The sequence below is a fragment of the Methanothermobacter tenebrarum genome (assembly GCF_023167465.1).
GTDB lineage: Archaea > Methanobacteriota > Methanobacteria > Methanobacteriales > DSM-23052 > Methanothermobacter_A > Methanothermobacter_A tenebrarum.
This window is the reverse complement of record NZ_AP025698.1, coordinates 123317-141239: the sequence shown is the minus strand read 5'-3', so window position 1 is coordinate 141239 and position 17923 is coordinate 123317. Positions and strand designations below refer to the sequence as shown.

Sequence of the window (17923 nt, the reverse complement as noted above, 5' to 3'; positions counted from 1 at the left end):
GGATAAGGGTTTTGCAGTACAAGGAAACTGAAATCCAGGTAAAAGTGGGTGACATTACTAATGTCAAAGCTGATGCCATAGTTAACCCGGCGAATTCTTATGGTCTGATGGGGGGAGGCGTGGCCCTATCAATAAAAGAGAAGGGTGGCGCGGGTATAGAAAAAGAAGCGACTTCGAAGGCTCCCATACCAGTAGGTGGGGCTATAGCAACAACCGCGGGGAAATTAAAGGCGAAATATGTTATACACGCCCCTACAATGGTAGAACCTGCACAACCATCAAATATAAGAGCAATAAAGAAAGCAACACTCGCAGCCTTGAAAAGGGGATCAGAACTTGGAATTTCATCTATAGCATTCCCGGGTATGGGTACTGGTGTTGGTGGGGTGCCAAAGGACAAAGCAGCCCGTGCCATGATAGAAGCCATAAAGGATTTCCTCCAAGAAACCAGAATAGAGAAGATATTGCTCATAGCATATAACCAGGAAATGTACAAGGCATTTAAAGATGCTATGAAGAATTTGGGTGGAGGTGAGTTAATATGAGGAGCAGTTTCGCCATTGCAAGTATAGCTATTGGTATATGCGCTTTTATACAGCTTCTAGGAGCGGAGAAGGCAATATTGGCAATAATATTCGGCATATTAGCCCTCAGGGAGATCAAGGAAAAAGAGTTAACTGGAAAATATTTAGCCATCGCAGGGATAATCCTAGGAATAATCTACCTGATACTTTTGAGAATCATATTACCAAGGGTATAGGTTTTCGAATAAAAAAAGAGGATGAGGGGATTAATAGGGTGTGGGTAACCCTATCTCTTTCCTCTCAGCAACAGTCTTCTCTGCTTTTTCCTTTTTCTGTGATGCTAATTTTTCAAGCAATCCCAGACCGGGTTTGACTTCCTCTATAGGTTTGGTCTCGAATAAACCTGCTTCAAGCGCGTCCTTGAATATTGACTCCCCCGTATCAGTTCTCAGGAACACTGTGGACCATCCATCAGGTGTTCCTACAGATCCTGTTGATACATCTGCAAGTTCAGCTACATAGTCATTGCATACTTTGCAACCTGCTTGTTCATATCCATGGGTTTCCTTGAGTGGTAGAGTGTATACATCATCGTGGGTGTAGACCCAGAATTTTCCTTTACCTATGTCCATTTTTTCTACTAGTTCTAGGCTGAGTCCCATCTTCTCAGAGATGAATGTCTGCAGTGAACTGTATGAGAAGTTCTCCATACAGAATATACCGATGAGTAACTTTATCTTATCAGCGAGGAATCTGACACCGAATGGATATGTTTGCATCTTCCTTATACCCATTAAATGGCAGGGTATGCCCACTGTACCTAGTTTCTCTATACCGTATTGTCTAACAGCCTTTTTGAGCATCCAAACGTTTGGAGAGAACGTGTACTTGGTGCCCGCAGCTGCTTTCAGCTCATCTGATGTCATTGCGACTATAGGTTCGGGTTTCCAGAATTCGTCTCCTGGACCAGCAACCACCGCCCCTTCGATTATCTTCTCGTCAAGGGCATATGATAGTAGTCCTGTTACAATTCCCCCATCCTGTGCTATCTTCAAGATCTCTTTATCAGTTGATCTGGCAGCAAATACCTCTTTGTATTTTCCTAAAACCATCTTCACAGCCTCCCTATAATCCTAACTCCTTCCTTATCTGTTCTTCTGGCCACCAACTCCTTGGGCATTGGACGTAGCATACTCCACATTTTATGCAACGGTCATTGTTGAGTTCTGGTCTTCCATTCACCATTTCAAGAGCCCTTGTCTGGCAGGCCATGGCACATGTACCGCAGCCTATGCAGAGGCCCTGGTTAACCACCTTTGTTTGCAAGTCGCATCCGCAGGCCTCGTTATAACCTGCAAGATCTAACATGGGTTTAAGGTAATCCATGTCATTGTTTAGGAGTGCTACAACGGCTTTGGCTATGATCTCGGGTGATGGTGGGCATCCTGGCAAGGCCAAGTCAACATCTATTACAGCTGATATTGGTACAAAGGATTCGTGTGCTGGTTGTGCTTGTTGGCCTCCACGGGCATATCTTGTGAAGCAGCCTGTTGCGGCGCATGATCCGAATGCACATACTAGTTTGGCCTTTTCCCTTACCTCCTTTAATTCTTTTAGGCTGTGTTCATCCTGCAAGCATACGGACCCTTCCACTAGTGCTAGGTCCATCTCGGGCATTTTCCATACATCCACCAGAGTATGTCCGTAAACTATCTCTACCATGTCAGTTAGTAAATCTGCAAGGATGTCGTAATTTTCTGTTAACGACATTGCATCTCCGGTACACCCACTTAGGTGGATGTAACCTATTTTTGGTTTTGCTTTTTCTTCAGCCACTTTCTCAACCTCCTCTTTTGGAACTTCAACAACCTTTTCCTCTTTTTCAGGTTTCGCCTCCAATCCTAAAAATCTTTTAATACGGGCAATTAAGCTCATTGATAAACCCCAATTTCGTTTAAAATCATCTTAACCGCCCTGGGAATGGCCTTCTCAACTGGGGGTGTGAGGCCCATTTCCACATAGGGGGCGGATATCTCCTTTGGTTTACACCCTATTACCACCACGTCGATTTTTTCGCTGAGTTCATGGAGGGGCTGGTTCACTGGCCATGAATGCATGTTCTGGTAGGAGCCCTTTGGTATCTCCTCAAGATTAAATTTCCTCAAAGTTCCGGGTTCTGCGTTGAATTCCACGACGTCCACGACTATTATCTTCCTCCAAGACTCGTGGGGGAGTGAGAACACATAATGCGGGCCGCCGGTACCTGCGTCTATGAATAGAACATTATCTGGTTTGTCTTTGTCTTTGAAGTGTTCTTCAATGGCTTGGATTACCGCCGGGCCGAAGCCGTCATCCTTGAATAGGATGTTCCCGCAGCCCACTACTAGAATCTCAGCATCGTATGGCATGATTTTAGATCCTGACCATTTCATTTTTTATGGGAGTTTTATCTTCGTCGTCGATGACCATCACGTGGGTTGCACATGATAGACATGGGTCGTATGCCCGTATAACGTGTGGAGCGAACTCATAGTGGAAGCCTTCAGTTGCGGGTCCCATTGTTGGTATGTTCCAGGTTGTTGGGACAAGTGCACTGTAGAATTGTATCTTACCATCAGCTACTTGGGCTAGGTGAACGTCCAGTCCTCTTGGTGCTTCTATTGCACCAACACCTAGTTTACCTGTCCCTGTTATGTCGAAGTCTGCCATTACGGGTGCTGATGTGTCGAGTTCATCTAGTATGTCGATTGCCCTTGATAATGCGGTTTTCATTTCAAGGGCCCTGGCGACGTGTTGTGCTACAACTCCTCTCTCTTTAAAGCCTTGGAATTCTACGAATCTTGCCCTTGGCCCTACTTCCACGCTTCTTCCATCATATAGGGGTATTGTTGAGCATGCTCTTTTGCCTATTTCTGGGTCGTCGTACCAGCTTTCTGGCATGACCTCTGTGAAACGGTCTAGGTCAAATTTTGTCCTGTCACCATATAGTTGGTGTGTTGCTAATGTGGGCTGGTTGTGTGCTCCTAATCCTTCTGGGAGTCCTTTTTCTTCGACTAGGCTTATTATGAGTTCCACGTGTTCGTTTACTTTTGGTTTGAGTTGTTTTAATCTTGTGTATAATCTTTTTCTTGCAAGTTCTGTTATGTTATCAGCCATTCCACCTATTCTAACATCTGAGGGGTGTATGCCTTCTCCTGCGACCATGTCAACGACGTATTGTGCATTTTTTCTTATCTCTGAGACTGATTCTATGGCTGTTTTCATGAGGTTTTCTGGTACGAAGTCTTGTGCTATGAGGAAGTGGTGTATTGCGTGACTGTTCACGTGGTGTGCGGCTAATGTTAATTCTCGGAGTAGTTTAGCGGCCTTTGGGGGTTCTACGCCGAGTGAGTCTTCCACTGCCTCGGTTGATGCTAGTGTGTGGGGTATTGGGCAGACTCCGCAGATCCTCTGTGTGAATACTGGTGCTGTTTCAGGGGCCTTTCCGATTAGCATCTTTTCAAGACCTCTCACGGGAGTAATACTGAAGTATCGTCCCTTTGTCACAATCCCTTCATCATCGACTTCCAGGACAAGTTCTGCGTGGCCTTCCTGTCGGCTGGTCGGCGATATAACAATCCTTTCGCTCAAGTGTATCACCTCTTCTTTTTAGAGTTGAATCATTATTTATATCTGTTTAAATAATTATAAAGTTTTCCATTATAATTTTTTCATTAAAGAAAAAGTGAAAAATATTTATACTAGAATAAAAAATTAACAGAAATTAATAAAATCATAAAAAAATATTAATGGATAATACTATACAATTTTTATATTAAAAAAACATAATAGATACTTGTAAAATCCGATAAAGGATAGAAGGTGAGTATCGATGATAGACTCCAAGCTTATAATTTCAGTGGCGATAGTTTTAATCATCGGAGCCATCGCAGCAGGTTACCAGATAAGCAACAACCCTGAAATCCTATGGCAACCAACAAGCTCAGACAGCACCAATCCATCCTCCCCAGGAACTGGCAGTGGAGCTGGTGGAGCAGGCGGTTCTGCAGGTGCTGGCGGCGGTGCAGGTGGAAGTGCAGGGGGATCCAGTGGTTCAAGTGGTATTAACATTGGAGGTAATGGAGGTTATCCCGTGAGTCCATCAGAAGCGCAGAATATAGCCCAGGGATACATAAAAGAAGAAGGCGCTAAAGCAGGAACCCCACGCCTCGTTAACATAGGCGGAGAACCAGTATATGTAGTGCCAATAGAAAAAGATGGTAAAATAATCGGAGAAATCCATATAGACCCCGTCACAGGTAAAAACATAGGCGGGGGTGGTGGTGCCCCACCATGAAAGTCGAAACAAAAAATGAATCATGCACAATAATATCCGAGGAAATTGAAAACGCCATAGTCCTTGAAGGATCCCCAGGCTTGGGACTGATAGGTAACATCGTAGGATGGCTCCTAGTAGACGACCTCAAAATGAGAGAAATAGGATACATCGACTCTAAATACTTCCCACCCCTAGCAGTCCTCTACAGGGGTGTTGCAATACACCCCTTCAGAATATACGAAGGAGAAGGGCTAGTACTCTTCCTCTCAGATTTCATACTACCATCATCTGTAGTCTATGACATGACCAATGCAATGGTAAAATGGATGAAAAGAAACAACAGCAAAGAACTAATAACATTCAACAGCGTCATCGTAAGACAAAAATCACACCTAGTCGCGGGAGCAGCCAATAGCAAAGACACCCTAAAAAGACTTGGAAAATTGGACATACCAATACTACCCTTCGGGAACATCAGCGGGATCTCAGGAACATTACTAACAAGATGCGCCATAGAAAACATACCAGCCTCCTGCCTCTTCGGCGAAATACTAACACCCTACCCAGATCCAAGAGCAGCAGCAGAAGTGGTCGAAGCCCTCAACAAAATGCTAGGCCTGGAAGTAGACACAGAACCACTACTAAAAGAAGCCCAGGCAATCGAATCAAGACTTAAAAAATTAGCAGAAAAAGTACACAAAACAGAAACACCCACAACCCCCACAGAAACACCAATATACATGTGACTCTAAACCAGAAGCCCCCCAAGACAAAAAATTTTTATATACTAAAAATTTACAATTTTTTTATCCATAAAAACATGGAAGGGGCCCGTAGCCTAGCCTGGATAGGGCGTCGGACTTCTAATCCGAAGGTCCCGGGTTCAAATCCCGGCGGGTCCGCTACAAAAATCCTCACCAAGTGCATGGGGCCCGTAGCCTAGCCTGGATAGGGCATCGGACTCCTAATCCGAAGGTCCCGGGTTCAAATCCCGGCGGGTCCGTTCACTATTCCATCGGAGAAGATAGCATCTAATGATATGATTTATTTTAAGATCCCCCCGTTTATGGGGGGTGATTGTTCTTCCAATAATATCAATTTTTAAGGTTCATAGACGATGACTTGAGATCCTATCGAAAATAGGCGTCTAGTGTATTCTCTGGGAATCTTATTTCACCGTATCTGCCCCCACCACCGGGTATTATGATCAGGGAGCCACTCCTAAAAGCTCTTATTGCAAGCGCGGTTTCCCCATCCACCTCCATTATCTTATCCAATGGGGCTTCAAGGAGCGCTTTTATTTCGCTACCGAACTCTTCTACAAGTTTTCCCCAGATTCTCTGAACGTAACGTGTTGTAACACTCTTCCCATGTTTCATGCTGATTATCTCAGCGAGGGGCATGATATGGATATAAGGTGGGCGATGACTTGGGTGATGTGGCTTTTTCCATGTGGCTATTTCATGGATCCGATAATCCACACCCTTCTTGATGGTCCCCCCACATGAACATTTCATGCCAAGTTTTATGGCCTCTTCGGGTTCATAGACCCTGTAACAGCGCGTGCACGCTGTAAGATGATATTTACCAAGTCTTGGATCGAAACCATAATTTGCACGTATCTTTTTCCCCTTTATAGACCTTCTAATAGCGGAAAAGGAGATTTCATCTACTTTGAATTGGTTGAATTCTCTACCGAGGCGGTGGGGCCAAGGGGAATGTGCATCAGAATTTGTCAAGAATGGGATGTCTTGGAGTTCTTCTATCCTGTCAGCCATGTCGGTGTCGGCTGATAAGCCCAATTCCAGGAAATCGGGTGCTTTACCATAACAGTCCTTGTAACTATCATAGGATTTGTATAGGCTGGTCCATGGTGTGAAGGCATGGGATGGGCCGATGAGCCCATCATATTCATGTACGAGGTCCATGATCTCTGATCCTCGCATTCTAACCTTGGGTCTGCCCTCCTTGTTGATGTTGGATGATGGTAACTTTTCTTTTAATTCTATGGCTGTTTCTATGGATGGTAATATTAGGAGGTGGTGGACTCGTTTCAGGTCTTCGACTTCACTTGTTATTATGAAGTCGCAGTCTTCATGGGAGTAGATACCATCTTCTGTAGCCTTTGTATTCTCTATGATCATTTTAAGCCATTTTGGGTGGAATCCGTCACCGGTACCTACAAGGTCTAGGCCTTTGAGTTTTGCTTGTGGGGCTATGTTCTTTATGGTCATTTTCTGGGATGTTGCCTGGGAAAAGCAGCTGTGTATGTGCAGATCCGCGTTTATTATCATCTGAGATCAGCCTATGTATCTGAGGTCTTCTTCGCCTGGTTTGAGCGTCATCCTCTCTATCATTTCCTGCTCCATCTGCTGAGCCTTTGATATCATCTTACGGGTTTCCTTAGCCCGCTCTTCAAGCTTTTCAGTGCCTATTTCCAGTTTTAGGAGTTCCATGAGGACGTTGAGCAGTGCTCTCGCGGCCTCGGCATCTATGTAGTATCCTGGTGTTTCACCCATGAGGCAGACGCCTTCCATTCCTCTGAGGTTTCCCATTCCTAGTAGTAGACCTGATGCGCCTATTATACCACCATCAGCTGACCTTAAAATGACTCCATGCTTTTTCAGTCTCTTGGCGAGTTTCATGTTTGTGGCGGCGCCGTAAACCTTTGAAACTTCAACTGGTTGGCCTGTGGCTAACCCCCCAAGGGTGTATATTTCTTTGACACCATGTTTTTCCACAAAGTCTAGTATCATGCCACAGATTTCGTATTGTCCCTCTGGTGAGAGTCCTTGTGTATTACCTATTAGTATTATGTAGTCCCTTTTTTCTTTGCCGACCGATTTCAGATAATAGAATTCGTTTTTCATAGGTTCTATAATGCCATTGTCATCTACTAGAACTTGTGGAGGAAATGATGGTGAGTAAAGTTCTGCGAATTTTGTGGCATTTAATTCGTCGATGATGTGATCAGCGGCTAATTTTCCCACGTGTCCTATACCTGGTAAAGCCTCTATGAATATTGGCTGGTCTAATTCCACTTCCTCTAAGACATTTATTATTGTCTCTTTCATGTTTACCCCCCATTATTTTTTTTAAAGAGCATTTGCTTTTTTAAAATGCGCCTATATTTCCCATATTTATCCTCTGGGGAATATCTTGGCGGGGCCACGTTCTTTGTTTTCATCCCACAATATGGGCATTTCTCCTTTAACGTGTATTCTCCACAAGAAGAACATTTTCGCATTTTCATGTTAATTCACGATGGAATTCGCCTTTTCCCCCTTCTTTTGTTATTATGTCTATACACTTTTGCGCGGCCTTTTTAAGCTTCTTTTCGGCTGTTGGATAATCTGTTGATTTAACTATTAAACGGTAACGGGGTGCTCCAACAGCCTGTACGATCGCCCCTACTTTCTGGGCGGCCTTGAGGGCTTTTTTAATTATCTCTATACCATTGGGGGCATAAGATTTAATATCCACATATCCTGTTACTTGAACCTCTGGGGGTGTTATATTTTTTTTAGCGATCTTTGTGATGGCCTTAGCCCACTCTCTGGGGATTCTCTCCTCTATTAGCACTTTTTCACCTTCCTCTGCTGCGGTTTCAAATGCACCATAAAGATCGCCGAATATATCCATCAAATCATAACCTACTTCATCATAGGCCTCCTCAAGGCTTTTACCTAGACCTTTAGCTGCTAATTCTAAAAATTTTTCAGCCTTTTGCTCGATCTTCCAGGCTTGTATTTTCTTCCGTCTCTGATCATCCCTTATGCGTTTCATGGAAGCGTCAACATGTCCCTTTTCAGGGTTGACCCTTAACACTCTAGCCACGATCTTCTGATTCTCCCTGACAAAATCTCTTATGTTTTTAACCCAACCTGATGAAACCTCTGAGATGTGTATGAAGGCCTCTTTACCCGGATATTCTTCAAGTTTTGCGAAGGCGCCATAACTTAGAACTTTATGTACAGTTGCAACTACTAATTCGCCTTCTTCCGGCCACTCTTTTCTCCTTCTAACCATGAAAACACCTTAGTCTAGGACCTCTAGGATCTGGGCTTTGATTTTTGCCTTGCCACCGGTTGGTTCAACTAGTGTCTTGCCACATATTATGCATTGTACATAGGATGCGGCCCTGTCAAATACTATCTGTTGGTTTCCACAATCTATGCATTTAACCCGTAGAAAATTGCTCCTACTTTCATAGAACATGGCCACACCCCCAGATTATGTGGTGAATTCAACTCTCCCGACCCTGAATGTTCTTCTTTTTGTGTGGGATTTTCCGCATTCTTTACATTTTAAGCGTAAGTCTAATTTTTTCACGGGCTTATTACCTGAGGGTAATGGTCTTGGATATCCTCTGTAACCTGCGGTAACCCTCCTGAATTGCCTTTGACCCCATTTTAATTCACTGGCCTTACGCCTTTTCGATTCTAGTACCTCATGGATGGTGTGTTTCCTGCAATGTGGACAGTATGTCCTTCTTTCTTTAGGAATTTTCATTTTGTAATCACCTCAGAATATCATCTAAAAGTTGAAAAATAATTTTCATGGTAATTATATCAATGATTGTCTATTTATAACTTTGGTGGTGTTGGATTATTTAATGTTTAATAAACCGTCCTTTGCCGGAATCTACGAATATCCTTGCGGTGATGGATGGTAATCTGACAATATCTTGGGGTTTGAATGGTCCATAAACCTTTTCATCAACTCCAACAATTGTTGATGGTACTTCATCATATACTATGATTGTTTCGATTTCGGTTCTGGCGGATTTTATTTTCTCTTTTTTGTTGGAGGCTTTTGTGTTTGCTGGTTTGCTTTGTAGGATTGGGAATACTCTGGAGCGGTGTTCGATTAAAAGACTTGTGATAGATGAATATAATTTCTTTTCTTCAGGGGTTAGATTGGGTGGACTTTTATCATTCAAGTCTAATTTGGGGTTTTTATTGAAGAGATTATATGATCTTTGGACGTTCATTACTGCGATGTCAGTTATTTTATGTTCTCTGCGTTCACATATTTCCATGGTTATCCTTTGAACTTCCCTTAGAAGGTGGTGTCCCTTGCTATTTAAGGGGTCTTTGCTTAGGGTGCCCATGAGTTTTTCCATGTATTCATGGGTTTTCTTGTAGAAATCATCACCTACCCTTGCAAGTCCACGTTCGTCCCTTTCCTTTTTTTGTATCCTCCTAAGTTCCCTGAAGAAATCATCCAAGCCTATTCATCCCCAAATTTTCATTCTTCGGCTTCTAGGCGTGGTGCGAGGAGGAAGCTTAATTCTCCCATATCATCTGGCATTTTTAATGTTAGTTTGAGGGGCATGTCATTCCCAAGGTTTATTGTGGCTGTTTCACTGAATCGATCGGCTCTTAGCATCTCCCTGATCTTGTCGAGTGAATATACGCTCCTTGCTGGTTCTTTTATCTTTCCGCCATGATAATATTCTACTGTCGCATCGCCGAATTCTCCTGTGGCAGATACTATGAATTTTTCCTCGTCGACCTTGAAGGTGATCTTATCAGAGAATATGTCAATATCTGCTATAGCATCCTTCAATAGTGAAAATGGGACTTCAAATTCAGTTTCATATCCTATCTCTGGAGGCTGGGGTGTTTCGTATTCAATGTCTATTAATCTTATCTTGAATTGGCGTGTAGCCTCTCCTTCGAATGTTAATATGAGGTTGGCATCGTCGCTTGTTATCCTTAGACGATCACCTGCCTTGGCACGTCTGAGGACCTTCATTAATTCTTCGGTGTCTATGTTGATCTTCTCGGGTTCGTCGCATTCGTATTCATCGAATAGTTCCTTATGGAGTTCAAGGTGTACGAATGTTATATGGCTCCTGTCAAGGGCGTCTAAGCGCATGCCTTCACTATCCACTTGTATCTGGACTTCATCAACAATTGATGAAATAGCATCAAAACTCGTCTTTAAAATGTTAGGGTCACTCAATTCCGCCTTAAACATTTATAGTCCTCCTCACTGTATATTCTTTAAAAATTTCCTAGGGTGTGGGGGGTATCCTCCATGAAAAGGATTATTCAATGTTATTCTTTTTATCTTTTTTATCCTTTTCAGTTTCCACTGCTTTCATTTCGGTATAGATACTAGCTAGTGGCGTTTTTGAAATGATCTTCTCTTTCAGCGCAGCTACTATAACTAGGATCCCTAATATCATGAGGAAGGCTGCCATGACTGCGTGTTCACCAAATATGACATTGTCTGCCACTTTTTTAACGGGTGGATTCAGGTATAGGACGCCTGATATGAGAAATAGTATGCCTATGAAAACGCCACCATATGATATCATATCATCCCTTTTATCATATAGGATCTTCCTAGTTTTTTTGAATTCTATTATCATATCCTCGAGGTTGTATTTTTTGAATTCTATCTTGAGGATATTATTTTTCAAATCCTTGAAGATCTTATTGAATTGGTCTTTAATCGTATTCCCTCCATGTATATTTACATTTGGTGCATCTTAAAAAGCGGGTTTCGGCTTCGTCAGCCCTTCTTGTCTGTTGCATCCACCAAAAAGCTTCTTTGTTCCCACACTTTGGACATTCGGTCTTGGTCGTGGGGAGGGTTTTAACATCTTCTCCGGTGAATATGACGCTTTCCTTGCTTTCAATCTTCTCTGATACCTTGTATTTATCTGATAATTCCTTTGTTATCTTCTTTTCATGTCCACATTTACATTTAAACTTTTTTTTGTCTGGGAACATTATAGCTCCACATTTTGGACAAAATTCCATCTTCTTCCTCCCGGATCATAGGATCTGATATTTTTTACCAGTGACCTCTATTCTATACATTTTTCCCTTTTATAATTTTTTTCCGAAACTTGTATGCATCCTCTAGTATGGTAGCATGGTCAAATGCTAATTTTATCTTCTTTAGTTCTTCCCATTTGAACTTGGAAACTTCACTGGCATCTGTATCTGCCTTTAATTTTCCACCGATCTTGTGGGCTATGAAGCATATGCTTATAACGTGTCCGCGGGGGTCACGGTCTGGATCTGAATAAACACCTAGTAGATGATCTAATTCCACCTTTAAGCCCGTCTCTTCCCAGGCTTCTCTTAGGGCTGCTTCCTCAACCCTCTCCCCATATTCTACGAAACCGCCTGGGAGCGCCCAGAATCCCTTGTATGGGTTCTTTTTCCTTTTGATGAGTATGATACTATCATCGGGGCAGAGGATAACAATATCCACTGCTAATAGAGGATTCTTGTATATTTTAACCACCCTTTTTGGTTTAGGCGTTACCCTTTGATTCCCCCTTTTCCACCCCTGCCGCGATAAGATGGGCCGCTCTTATAGGCTCCGGGATCGCGCTCCTTGTTGTTGAAATCTTAACGATCTCCATGGCATCATCTAATTTTATGCCCTTCACTTGTATATAGATGGTGTCCTCAACCTTTACCGGGTATATTTTACCGGCCCTTTTTATTGCATCCCATCGCCACTCCCAATCCTTGAATTTTCCTTGGAGTGCTCTTTTTATCCTTTTAAAGTCGGATATTTTCCTTATAACAATTATAACCGGGAGGCCGGTTTCTTTGAATATTCTTTCCACGTCAACGACATTGAAACCGCCTAGTGTTATCCCATCTAACATTATAACACCTAATTGGTCGAAGTGTCTTGAATTTTTAACCATTTCAATTATCTTAGGTGTAGAATCAGTTCCATCAACTTTTATGTGGGTTGTTAGGACACCATCCAACCATGAGCCACCCCTAAAAACGGTGCCAACAACTAGGACATCATCTTTAGTGTGGGGTGTGAATGGGGCGTCATCGATCCCCAGGATCCTTATCTCAGATTTTATCTTCCTGAATTTTTTCTCTTTCATGGACTAGACCGCTTTTATAAGGTCCTTGAATTCCTTGGATTTTTCCTTAAGCGTCTTAGCCGCCCTTTTAAGGGATTCGCGTGGATTATCCCCTCTTATATACATGTGGGGTTCCCCTATTATGGGATGGTCTATGGAGTATGCTACGGCCTTCACGGTTTCATCTTCGAGGAGGATTTTGCGCAGGGCATTACAGAGTGTGTGAGTTTCCCCTTCAAATATTATCTCCAGTTCATTTTTCTCGTCGCGGATAATCTTCACTTTTTCTCCTCCAATATTATTTAAGCTTATAATCTGTGGAGAGTTTCCTCTTTTCCCTGTTACCACAATTTGGACAAATAACTTCGTCATTTCCTGCTTTTTTCATGAAGTGTCTGCAACGGGTGCACATAGCCTTTATAACCCCAAGACTCCTCTGTGTGGTTTGGAGGTCTATGCCAGTTAAGCCTACTAGTCTGCTTACTCTAGCCTCAATTATGTCCCCTATCCTAAAGGCTTCTGTCAACTTTGATAGGTAGCCATTTGTCACCTGTGAGATGTGGACTGCACCCATGAATGATGTTACAGGGGCTCGTGAACTACCCTTAACATGGTATATTCTTACTAGGGCCCTTTGACCCCTCACTTCGATAACTTCTCCGATGACTACTGCACCTTCTTTTAGTATTGGGGGTGTTTCTGTCTTTGATATGACTTTTATGCGTTTATTTTTCTCATCTCTCGCAACTTCGCCTACAAAGAGCGATTTTATTTTACCCTTTTCTTCGTATGTCCCCTCTGCTGGTACGAATTCTTCTATGACAGCCAAGGAGTCTCCGGGAAAAACAAAATCCCCAGATTTCGCCTTCATCAGTTCACCTCAATAGGATTAATACAAAAAATAGTATAAGTCTTTCTAATTCTATCTTTTTTATCTTCTCATATATATACTTTGTATCCCTAGAATAGGATCTCATCTAGGGTATAATCCTCCCATTTCCTTTTATCAAGGACTATCTCCAATTCTATGGGGGTTAAAATGGGCCTATCATATAATTGATAATCATCTATGGGCATTCTCGGACAAGCAGAAACTACAAAAGCATCCAATTCCCTGAAGGGGGCGAGCAACCCCGGAGAAATATCATCTAATATTATTATAAATGCTTCCTTGTCAGACTCTTCAAGGGCCTGTTTCAGTCTGAGGGCCAAGGATAGCCTCCTCTGACCCTTCTTAGATGACATTATAACCCCCCATTTCTTGGCTTCCCTGGCCCTTGTAATGGCAGCAAATCTTATCCTTAAAATCCTATCAGCAAAATCTTCTATGTTCTTCACCTGTCCTGTGTATGGATCCGCTGCGATAACCGGTTTCCCTGTGGATAATCTTATACCAAGAGGGTGAAAATCTCCACTACCAATAAATAGGTAAGCATCAACGTCTAATTTTTTAACTGATGAGAAATTGCAACCTAGGATCTGCCCTCGTCTAGTACCCGCCCCCTTGCCTGATAAAACCCGCTTACCATGTTCTTCTAGGAATTTCGTGGCTTCGTCGAGTAAGTGTAAGTGTTGGGTTATGGTGGCCACCCCTATCTTCTCGTATCCTGATAATAGTTTGAGGGAGGATCTGAGGGCGGGTATTATATCGATTTTGGCGTATGCTTCTATGAAGATGACTGGGATACTATAATCAATTGGTAAGGGTGTGTGACCATAATGGATTAGAAGATCGACTATACCTTCCAGTTTGGTATCTGCAAGGTCACACGCACCATAACATGGATCTGCTGATATTAGGATGGTAGCACCTGTTTCTTTTTCAAGTTTTCTGGCCAGTTTTATTGCGTGGATTTTAAGACCGTCTGGGAACTGTAATCCTATTATCTTGGGATTATACTTTTTAGCCTCTTTTATGACTTTGGGGGTGTCAAATTGGTAATCTGCCAAGCTAGGCCTCCTTTGGGGGGCTTGTTATTATCTTATCATCGATGATATCTACTTTTATTAGTGTGTCTATTTTGTGGCCTGTTTTTTCTTCCACGAGTTTTTTGCCTTCGCCTTTTTCTATTATTACTATGACTTTAGCTACTTCTACGTTCATTTTTTTGAGGGCTTGGAGAACTGGTAATAATGTTCCTCCGGTACTTACAACGTCGTCTATGACAAGGACTCTGTCACCTTCTTTGATGCCATTGATGTATAATTCCCCTTCACTATATCCTGTGGTTTGGTGGACTGCGACTTCGCCTGGGAGTCCGTATTCGCGTTTTCTCACAACTACGAATGGTATTCTAGTTTTAAGTGATAATGCTGTGGCAAGGTGTATGCCCATGGCCTCTATACACACTATCTTATCAACATCTAGAGTATAGCGTTTTGTTATCTCATCAACCACCTCTTCTAGTATATCAGGGGTTGTGAGGGGTATCCCATCGGTTATAGGATGCACAAAGTAGTTATACTCTCCTTTTTTTATGATGGGTGCCTTTTTCAGTGTTTTCTCCAATTTTTTTAGCATTTCCATCACAAGGGTTCTATCCTATAAATATAAATCTGGGATATCCCTAATATATTTCTATAGTTATTAATCTAATTTTTTTCAAAGTGATTATCATGTTAGGCAAACTAGGCAAGACTCTCGCAAAGACTATGAAAAAATTGGCAGGGATGACCATAGTAGATGAGGAAGTGGTGAAAGAGGTTATAAAGGATATACAACGTGCATTAATCCAAGCAGATGTTAATATAAAACTCGTATTCAAATTATCCAAGTCAATAGAGGAAAGAGCCCTTGATGAAGAACCCCCAAAAGGCGTGACCCCCAAGGAACATATTATAAGGATAGTATACGAGGAAATGGTGAAACTCGTTGGAGAAACCCCAAAACCCCTCAAAATAGACAAAAAACCCTATAAGATACTCTTTGTAGGATTGCAAGGGAGTGGTAAAACAACCACCATAGGGAAACTAAGCCGCCACTTCCAAAGGAAGGGACTCAACACTGCCATAGTATGTACAGACACATGGCGGCCAGCCGCATTCGACCAGTTAAAACAACTCACGCAAGAAATCAACATACCAGTCTATGGGGAACCAGAAAACCAGACCCCCCTAGAAATCGCGGATAGGGGACTTGAAAAATTCAAAGACTACGATGTTATAATCTTTGACACGGCAGGACGACACAAAGAAGAAAAGCACCTACTCAAAGAAATGAAAGAATTATCAACTGTAATCAGACCAGATGAGACAATACTCGTAATAGATGGTACAATAGGGCAACAAGCGGGAGAACAGGCAAGAGCATTCTCCCAGAGCACCCCTGTTGGGTCAATAATAGTGACAAAACTTGACGGGTCAGCCAAGGGTGGTGGCGCACTATCAGCAGTTGCGGAGATAAGAGCCCCAATAAAATTCATAGGCACCGGCGAAAAACTAGAAGATTTCGAAGTCTTCGACCCAGAAAGGTTCATCTCCAGACTCCTAGGAATGGGGGACATCAGAAGCTTACTAGAAAAAGCAGAGGAGATCGCAGAAGAACAAGAAGTGAGTGAAGAGACAGTAGACGCCATCCTAACAGGCAGATTCACCCTAAGGGAGATGAAATCGCAATTCGAGATGATGGGGAAAATGGGCCCACTACAACAAGTCATAAACATGATCCCAGGCCTTGATAAACTGCCAAAGAACGCCCCTGATGCAACAGAAGAAAAGATCAAGAAATACCTTACCATAATGGATTCTATGACAGAGTATGAATTGGACCACCCAGAGGCGATCAAACACTCAAGGATAAAAAGGATCGCAAGGGGCTCAGGCACAAGGAACGAGGATGTTAAAGAACTCCTAAAATATTACAAGGTTACAAAAAAGGCCATGAAAGGCCTTGGAAGACGGAACAGGGGAGGTCCGATGGGACAATTAATGAAACAATTCCTACGCTAGGGAGTTGAACATGGAAGCGGAAAAGAGACTGGAAAAACTACTAGATATTACAGGGGGGAGCATATGTCCAAATTGTTTTGGACGCAAATTCTCAGATATCATATCAGGGCCAGGCAATCCTAAGAGGGCTGAAAAGTTAACTGAAACCTTCAAATTAAAAAAATCAGACAAAAAGTGCAAAATCTGTAAAGGGATATTAGAAGATCTTGAAAAAACAGCAGACTATGTCGAAAAAAAAATAAAAAAACTAAACCTTGAATTTTCAACCCTACTAGTAGGAAGCAGACTACCAGAGGACATATTAAGCACTGATGAGGAGATAAACAACCAGTTAAACATTGAAGTTGAAAGTATAAAAAAAGAAATTAACAGAGAACTCGGGAAAATCCTGAAAAAAAGGTTTAATTGTAGTGTAGACTTCGAAAACCCTGATATTGTTGTTAAAGTTGACTTCAGAACATTAAAACCACGGGCATGGATACAGATAAACCCCTTATTTATAGAAGGCCGGTACAGGAAACTCGTAAGGGGCATACCCCAGACAAAATGGCCCTGTAGAGAATGTAAAGGGCGGGGCTGTCCAAGGTGCAATTTCACCGGTAAAATGTACCCCACATCAGTGGAAGAACTAGTCGCGGAGCCCGTGCTCAAGGCAACTCAAGGGTCAGGGTCAAAATTCCACGGAGCTGGAAGAGAAGATGTCGACGTGAGGATGCTCGGGAAAGGAAGACCCTTCATACTCGAAATCAAAGAACCGAGGATAAGAACCCTAAACCTCAAAGAGATAGCTAATGAGATCAATAAATCCGCCGGGGGCAAAATCGAAGTTTTAGACTTAAAATTCTCCACACGCAATCGTAAAGTGGAAATCAAAAGTTCATCTTCTTATAAAATCTACCGGGCTAAGGTTAAATTAAAGGATGAAATCGAACCATCAACCCTCGAAAGGCTGAAATCGTTAAATTTGATCAAGCAAAGAACCCCAAGGAGGGTATCCCATCGAAGAGCGGACAAAATACGGAAAAGAAGAGTAATCGACGTGAAATGGGAGATAATTGATCCCAGAACCCTTGAACTTATATTAAAGACTGAAGGGGGGCTTTACATAAAGGAGCTTATCTCAGGTGATGATGGGAGGACAAAACCAAGTGTAAGTGAAATACTTAAAACCCCCGCAGAATGCATCGAACTTGACGTCCTAGAAGTTGAATGACCCACAATTATAGGCCCCATGTTAACTGATACCCCCCCAAAGTCCTCCCCCTCTACATGGAG

General features: G+C 42.5%; 26 protein-coding genes and 2 tRNA genes. 8 read left to right on the top strand and 20 right to left on the bottom strand.

What is annotated here, in order from left to right; all coding sequences use genetic code 11:
• Positions 1 to 11: 11 nt before the first annotated feature.
• Both MTTB_RS00740 and MTTB_RS00735 read left to right on the top strand, forming a co-directional pair.
• Entirely contained in the window at positions 12 to 545 is a 534-nt protein-coding gene (locus MTTB_RS00740) for a macro domain-containing protein (RefSeq protein WP_248564639.1), read from the top strand.
• Positions 542 to 760, top strand: a complete 219-nt coding sequence (locus MTTB_RS00735) for a DUF4190 domain-containing protein (protein WP_248564638.1) — start codon at positions 542 to 544, stop codon at positions 758 to 760. The genes MTTB_RS00740 and MTTB_RS00735 overlap by 4 nt, the downstream gene beginning before the upstream one ends.
• Before the next feature lie 30 nt (positions 761 to 790).
• Here MTTB_RS00735 and frhB read toward each other — a convergent pair whose 3' ends face one another.
• From frhB to frhA, 4 genes are read right to left on the bottom strand one after another with little or no spacing between them, the layout of a single operon-like run.
• The gene (gene frhB, locus MTTB_RS00730; protein WP_248565334.1) at positions 791 to 1636 is read right to left on the bottom strand and encodes a coenzyme F420 hydrogenase subunit beta; all 846 of its coding nucleotides are present in this window, start codon (positions 1634 to 1636) and stop codon (positions 791 to 793) included.
• A gap of 13 nt (positions 1637 to 1649) precedes the next feature.
• Complete coding sequence (gene frhG, locus MTTB_RS00725) at positions 1650 to 2459, bottom strand: coenzyme F420 hydrogenase subunit gamma (protein ID WP_248564637.1); 810 nt, start codon at positions 2457 to 2459, stop codon at positions 1650 to 1652.
• Positions 2456 to 2932, bottom strand: a complete 477-nt coding sequence (gene frhD, locus MTTB_RS00720; protein ID WP_248564636.1) for a coenzyme F420-reducing hydrogenase, FrhD protein — start codon at positions 2930 to 2932, stop codon at positions 2456 to 2458. The genes frhG and frhD overlap by 4 nt, the downstream gene beginning before the upstream one ends.
• Before the next feature lie 4 nt (positions 2933 to 2936).
• Complete coding sequence (gene frhA, locus MTTB_RS00715) at positions 2937 to 4154, bottom strand: coenzyme F420 hydrogenase subunit alpha (protein WP_248564635.1); 1218 nt, start codon at positions 4152 to 4154, stop codon at positions 2937 to 2939.
• A 241-nt stretch (positions 4155 to 4395) separates the two neighbouring features.
• Between frhA and MTTB_RS00710 the strand changes: the two genes are divergently transcribed.
• The 4 genes from MTTB_RS00710 (at position 4396) to MTTB_RS00695 (ending at position 5845) form a co-directional block, all read left to right on the top strand.
• Complete coding sequence (locus tag MTTB_RS00710; RefSeq protein ID WP_248564634.1) at positions 4396 to 4860, top strand: PepSY domain-containing protein; 465 nt, start codon at positions 4396 to 4398, stop codon at positions 4858 to 4860.
• The gene (locus MTTB_RS00705; RefSeq protein WP_248564633.1) at positions 4857 to 5588 is read left to right on the top strand and encodes a proteasome assembly chaperone family protein; all 732 of its coding nucleotides are present in this window, start codon (positions 4857 to 4859) and stop codon (positions 5586 to 5588) included. Before MTTB_RS00710 ends, MTTB_RS00705 begins: the two co-directional genes overlap by 4 nt.
• Positions 5589 to 5669: 81 nt before the next feature.
• A tRNA-Arg gene (locus tag MTTB_RS00700) sits at positions 5670 to 5744 on the top strand.
• Between the two features lie 26 nt (positions 5745 to 5770).
• Positions 5771 to 5845: transfer RNA gene (locus MTTB_RS00695), tRNA-Arg, on the top strand.
• A 127-nt stretch (positions 5846 to 5972) separates the two neighbouring features.
• Here the strand turns inward: MTTB_RS00695 and MTTB_RS00690 are convergent.
• From MTTB_RS00690 to hpt, 16 genes are all read right to left on the bottom strand, one after another.
• Positions 5973 to 7136, bottom strand: coding sequence for a TIGR00375 family protein (locus MTTB_RS00690; protein ID WP_248564632.1), 1164 nt, complete (start codon positions 7134 to 7136; stop codon positions 5973 to 5975).
• Between the two features lie 6 nt (positions 7137 to 7142).
• The gene (locus MTTB_RS00685; RefSeq protein ID WP_248564631.1) at positions 7143 to 7916 is read right to left on the bottom strand and encodes a proteasome assembly chaperone family protein; all 774 of its coding nucleotides are present in this window, start codon (positions 7914 to 7916) and stop codon (positions 7143 to 7145) included.
• A gap of 2 nt (positions 7917 to 7918) precedes the next feature.
• On the bottom strand, positions 7919 to 8101 hold the full coding sequence (locus tag MTTB_RS00680) for an RNA-protein complex protein Nop10 (protein WP_248565333.1): 183 nt from the start codon (positions 8099 to 8101) through the stop codon (positions 7919 to 7921).
• A complete protein-coding gene (locus MTTB_RS00675) occupies positions 8092 to 8871 on the bottom strand; it encodes a translation initiation factor IF-2 subunit alpha (RefSeq protein WP_248564630.1) in 780 nt (259 codons plus the stop codon). The genes MTTB_RS00680 and MTTB_RS00675 overlap by 10 nt, the downstream gene beginning before the upstream one ends.
• Positions 8872 to 8880: 9 nt before the next feature.
• On the bottom strand, positions 8881 to 9060 hold the full coding sequence (locus MTTB_RS00670; RefSeq protein WP_248564629.1) for a 30S ribosomal protein S27e: 180 nt from the start codon (positions 9058 to 9060) through the stop codon (positions 8881 to 8883).
• A gap of 15 nt (positions 9061 to 9075) precedes the next feature.
• Positions 9076 to 9354, bottom strand: a complete 279-nt coding sequence (locus tag MTTB_RS00665; protein WP_248564628.1) for a 50S ribosomal protein L44e — start codon at positions 9352 to 9354, stop codon at positions 9076 to 9078.
• Between the two features lie 100 nt (positions 9355 to 9454).
• Positions 9455 to 10072, bottom strand: coding sequence for a DNA replication complex subunit Gins51 (locus tag MTTB_RS00660; RefSeq protein WP_248564627.1), 618 nt, complete (start codon positions 10070 to 10072; stop codon positions 9455 to 9457).
• Between the two features lie 20 nt (positions 10073 to 10092).
• Positions 10093 to 10827 carry a proliferating cell nuclear antigen (pcna) gene (pcn, locus tag MTTB_RS00655; RefSeq protein WP_248564626.1) on the bottom strand — a complete coding sequence of 245 codons (735 nt, stop codon included), beginning with the start codon at positions 10825 to 10827 and terminating at the stop codon, positions 10093 to 10095.
• A 70-nt stretch (positions 10828 to 10897) separates the two neighbouring features.
• Positions 10898 to 11275 (bottom strand): hypothetical protein, encoded by a 378-nt coding sequence (locus tag MTTB_RS00650; RefSeq protein ID WP_248564625.1) that lies wholly within the window; start codon positions 11273 to 11275, stop codon positions 10898 to 10900.
• Positions 11276 to 11303: 28 nt separating this feature from the next.
• Positions 11304 to 11618 (bottom strand): transcription factor S, encoded by a 315-nt coding sequence (locus tag MTTB_RS00645; RefSeq protein WP_248564624.1) that lies wholly within the window; start codon positions 11616 to 11618, stop codon positions 11304 to 11306.
• Between the two features lie 52 nt (positions 11619 to 11670).
• Complete coding sequence (locus MTTB_RS00640) at positions 11671 to 12111, bottom strand: NUDIX domain-containing protein (protein ID WP_282570365.1); 441 nt, start codon at positions 12109 to 12111, stop codon at positions 11671 to 11673.
• A 10-nt stretch (positions 12112 to 12121) separates the two neighbouring features.
• Complete coding sequence (locus MTTB_RS00635; RefSeq protein WP_248564623.1) at positions 12122 to 12721, bottom strand: endonuclease dU; 600 nt, start codon at positions 12719 to 12721, stop codon at positions 12122 to 12124.
• Positions 12722 to 12724: 3 nt separating this feature from the next.
• Positions 12725 to 12982: a DNA-directed RNA polymerase subunit L gene (locus MTTB_RS00630; RefSeq protein WP_248564622.1), complete on the bottom strand. Its 258-nt coding sequence runs from the start codon at positions 12980 to 12982 to the stop codon at positions 12725 to 12727.
• 16 nt (positions 12983 to 12998) lie between these two features.
• On the bottom strand, positions 12999 to 13571 hold the full coding sequence (locus MTTB_RS00625; protein WP_248564621.1) for an exosome complex RNA-binding protein Csl4: 573 nt from the start codon (positions 13569 to 13571) through the stop codon (positions 12999 to 13001).
• A gap of 89 nt (positions 13572 to 13660) precedes the next feature.
• On the bottom strand, positions 13661 to 14650 hold the full coding sequence (gene dph2, locus MTTB_RS00620) for a diphthamide biosynthesis enzyme Dph2 (RefSeq protein ID WP_248564620.1): 990 nt from the start codon (positions 14648 to 14650) through the stop codon (positions 13661 to 13663).
• Between the two features lies 1 nt (position 14651).
• A complete protein-coding gene (gene hpt / locus MTTB_RS00615) occupies positions 14652 to 15221 on the bottom strand; it encodes a hypoxanthine/guanine phosphoribosyltransferase (protein ID WP_248564619.1) in 570 nt (189 codons plus the stop codon).
• A 95-nt stretch (positions 15222 to 15316) separates the two neighbouring features.
• Between hpt and MTTB_RS00610 the strand changes: the two genes are divergently transcribed.
• Both MTTB_RS00610 and MTTB_RS00605 read left to right on the top strand, forming a co-directional pair.
• Positions 15317 to 16648, top strand: coding sequence for a signal recognition particle protein Srp54 (locus MTTB_RS00610; RefSeq protein WP_282570364.1), 1332 nt, complete (start codon positions 15317 to 15319; stop codon positions 16646 to 16648).
• Positions 16649 to 16658: 10 nt separating this feature from the next.
• A complete protein-coding gene (locus tag MTTB_RS00605; protein WP_248564618.1) occupies positions 16659 to 17861 on the top strand; it encodes a tRNA pseudouridine(54/55) synthase Pus10 in 1203 nt (400 codons plus the stop codon).
• The last annotated feature ends 62 nt before the right edge of the window (positions 17862 to 17923 follow it).